General features: G+C 69.7%; 3 protein-coding genes. 2 read left to right on the top strand and 1 reads right to left on the bottom strand.

All coding sequences use genetic code 11. The annotated features are described in order from the left end of the window. Positions 1-305: 305 nt before the first annotated feature. The gene (locus ACFR9S_RS11990) at positions 306-680 is read left to right on the top strand and encodes a 30S ribosomal protein S8e (RefSeq protein ID WP_379731383.1); all 375 of its coding nucleotides are present in this window, start codon (positions 306-308) and stop codon (positions 678-680) included. 95 nt (positions 681-775) lie between these two features. Beyond that, the gene (locus ACFR9S_RS11985) at positions 776-2,227 is read left to right on the top strand and encodes a sensor histidine kinase (RefSeq protein ID WP_379818759.1); all 1,452 of its coding nucleotides are present in this window, start codon (positions 776-778) and stop codon (positions 2,225-2,227) included. Here ACFR9S_RS11985 and ACFR9S_RS11980 read toward each other — a convergent pair. Further along, the coding region (locus ACFR9S_RS11980) for a PhoU domain-containing protein (protein WP_379818758.1) at positions 2,224-2,778 on the bottom strand (555 nt) is incomplete at its 5' end. The genes ACFR9S_RS11985 and ACFR9S_RS11980 overlap by 4 nt on opposite strands.

Here is a 2,778-nt window from a genome sequence, read left to right as displayed (position 1 = left end):
CCTCCGTGCGCGAACGAGCGCGCGAGGGACGAGTGACTGAGCGATAGCGAAGGAACGAGTCGGCTGGGGAGGTTCGTGGGCTGTGCGGGGCGGTTGCGGTCACAAGTGGTCTAGCTCACTCCGCGGTGTTCGCAGATGCAGCAGCGGTGCCGTTCGCGGCCGCAGTGATGTCAGTCCTTGAGCAATCGATGAGGCCCAAGCAACACAAATCACGAACCGCGGTCGACTCACCACACACCCCACCGAATTCCGATACTGGGCCGAGAGTCGAACGGTTCAAGTATTCGCTGACCGTTTCCCGGAGTATGCAAGACCAAGGCCACTCCCGACGCAAGCGTACCGGGGGTCGACTCGTCCGATCGCACAAGAAGAAGCGCCACCAGCTGGGTAACGAGCCTACCGAGACCACGGTCGGCGAGCCGAAGTTCCGCGTCGTCGACGCCCGCGGCGACAACCGCAAGACCCGCGCCCTCTCGACGAACGTCGCGCAGGTCGCCGACGGCGGCGAGACCGTCGCGGCCGAGATCGAGGACGTGACCGAGAACCCCGCGAACGTCAACTACGTCCGACGGAACATCATCACCAAGGGCGCCGTCATCGAGACCAGCGCCGGCACGGCCCGCGTCACCTCCCGCCCCGGCCAGACGGGGCAGGTGAACGCGGTCGTCGTCGACGAGTAACCGCCGCACTTTCTCCCGCTCTCCCCGTCGGTCAGCGGCCGCACCGGCGGCGAGCTATAAGTATTCCCGCCACCTACGGCCCGTAGAGACCCATCGTGAGAAACGGTACCCAGACACCTGCCGAAACCACCACGGGCGCCGTCTTCGGATTCGACCGGGGCGGCCGCCTGCGTAGCTGGAACGGTATCGCGACCGACGTGGCCGGCTACGACGAGTCCGCGATCGACGGCCTGCCGTTCGGCGACCTGTTCGAGAGCGACGCCACCTCGCCGACCGACCTCCCGGCGGGTCCCGTCGAACTCACCCTCCGAACCGCCGACGGGGACGCCCGCTCCGTCACGTTCGAGGTCCACCGACTGGGGGGCGAAGGCCCCGCCGTCACGCTGATCGGAACCGACGACGAACGCGGCGACCACCGCGTGCGCGTGCTGCGGGAGATGTACGAGATCGTCGCCGACCGGGGGCGCTCCTTCGAGCAGCAGGTCGAGGCGCTGCTGGCACTGGGCCGGGCCGAGTTGGACGTGGCCTACGGGACGCTCTCCCGGATCGAGGGCGAGGAGTACCTGTTCGAGGTCGTCGACGCCGACGAGGGCGACGACGCGATCGAGGCGGGCGACGTGGTGCCGCTGTCGGCCACCAACTGCGAGGTCGCCGCGAGCACCGAGGAGACGATCGTACTCGGCGACGTGGCCCGCGACGCCCCCGAGGAGACCGACCGCGCGGGCTACCGCGACTGGGGGATCTCCTGTTACATCGGCGCCCCGGTGTTCGTCGACGACGGGGTGTACGGCACGTTCTGCTTCTACGACACCACCCCCCGGAACGGCCAGTTCTCCGACTGGGAGGTGACGCTCGTGGACCTGATGTGTCGCTGGGTCAGCTACGAACTCCAGCGCGAGCGGGCCAACGAGCGACTCGAACGCCAGAACGACCGGCTCGAACGGTTTGCCTCGATCGTCTCCCACGACCTCCGGAACCCGCTGAACGTGGCCGACGGCTCCGTCGAACTGGCCCGGGAGGACGGCGAACTCGAACACCTCGACCGTGCCGCCGCCGCGCTCGACCGGATGGACGCGCTGATCGACGACCTGCTGACGCTGGCCCGCGCGGGCGAGGCGATCGGCGAGACCGAGGCGATCGACCTCGCGGCGCTCTGTCGGGAGTGCTGGGGCGATCTCTCGACGGTCGACGCCGACCTCGTCGACGCGACCGAGCGGACCATCCGCGCCGATCGGACTCGGGTCCGACAGCTCCTAGAGAACCTCTTCCGAAACGCAATGGAGCACGGTCGACCCGGGGGCGAGAGCGTCACCGTGACCGTCGGCGACCTCGAGGACGGGTTCTACGTCGCCGACGACGGGGTGGGGATCCCCGAGGCCGACCGCGAGATCGTGTTCGAGCGGGGCTACTCGACGAACGCCGAGGGCACCGGCTACGGGCTGGACATCGTCGCAGAGATCGTCGAGGCCCACGGCTGGGACGTGACGCTGACCGAGAGCGACGGCGGCGGCGCCCGCTTCGAGATCACGGGCGTCGAGTTCGCCTAAGGCGTCGGCGCGGCCTTCTGGAGCGCGGTCTCGGCGACGTTGCCGCCGTAGTCCGCGGCCCGCGAGAGCGAGTCGACGATCAGCCCGAGCAGCTGTGCCCGCGCGGGGTCGAGCTCCCGGAGTAGCTCGTCGATCTCGCGGGCGCTGGCGTCGATCTCCTGGACGCGCTCGCGGGCGCCGTTGGCCAGCCGGATCGCCTCGTCGTTCTCCTCGGCGACCAGCGCGGCCATCGCGTCCTCGATCACCTCGGCGGCCGCGCCGTGAAGCTCCTGCAGCGACGCCGTCACCTCCTCCGGCGGCGTCCCCTCCAGCTCCAGCGAGAGGTGGGCGATCTTGGTGGCGTGGTCGGCGACCCGCTCCAGCTGCCGGGCGCTGGAGTGGTAGTCGAAGCAGACCTCGCGGGGGAGGCCGAGCTCCTCGGCGGCGGTCGGGCTGCGCAGCGTCGCCCGGAAGATGCGGGAGACCACCATGTACAGCCGATCCACGTCGTCGTCGCGCTGGACCACGTCCCGGGCGAGGTCGTCGTCGCCGGCCGCGAGCGCCTCGACGGC

It is taken from the genome of Halolamina salina (assembly GCF_042678005.1).
Taxonomy (GTDB): Archaea; Halobacteriota; Halobacteria; order Halobacteriales; family Haloferacaceae; genus Halolamina; species Halolamina salina.
Note: the sequence above shows the minus strand (reverse complement) of the source record. Positions and strands in the feature narration are given on the sequence as shown.

Bases quoted from the DNA above. Each gene is read 5' to 3' on its own strand.
- ACFR9S_RS11990 (WP_379731383.1), top strand. From the start codon at position 306: ATGCAAGACCAAGGCCACTCCCGACGCAAGCGTACCGGGGGTCGACTC.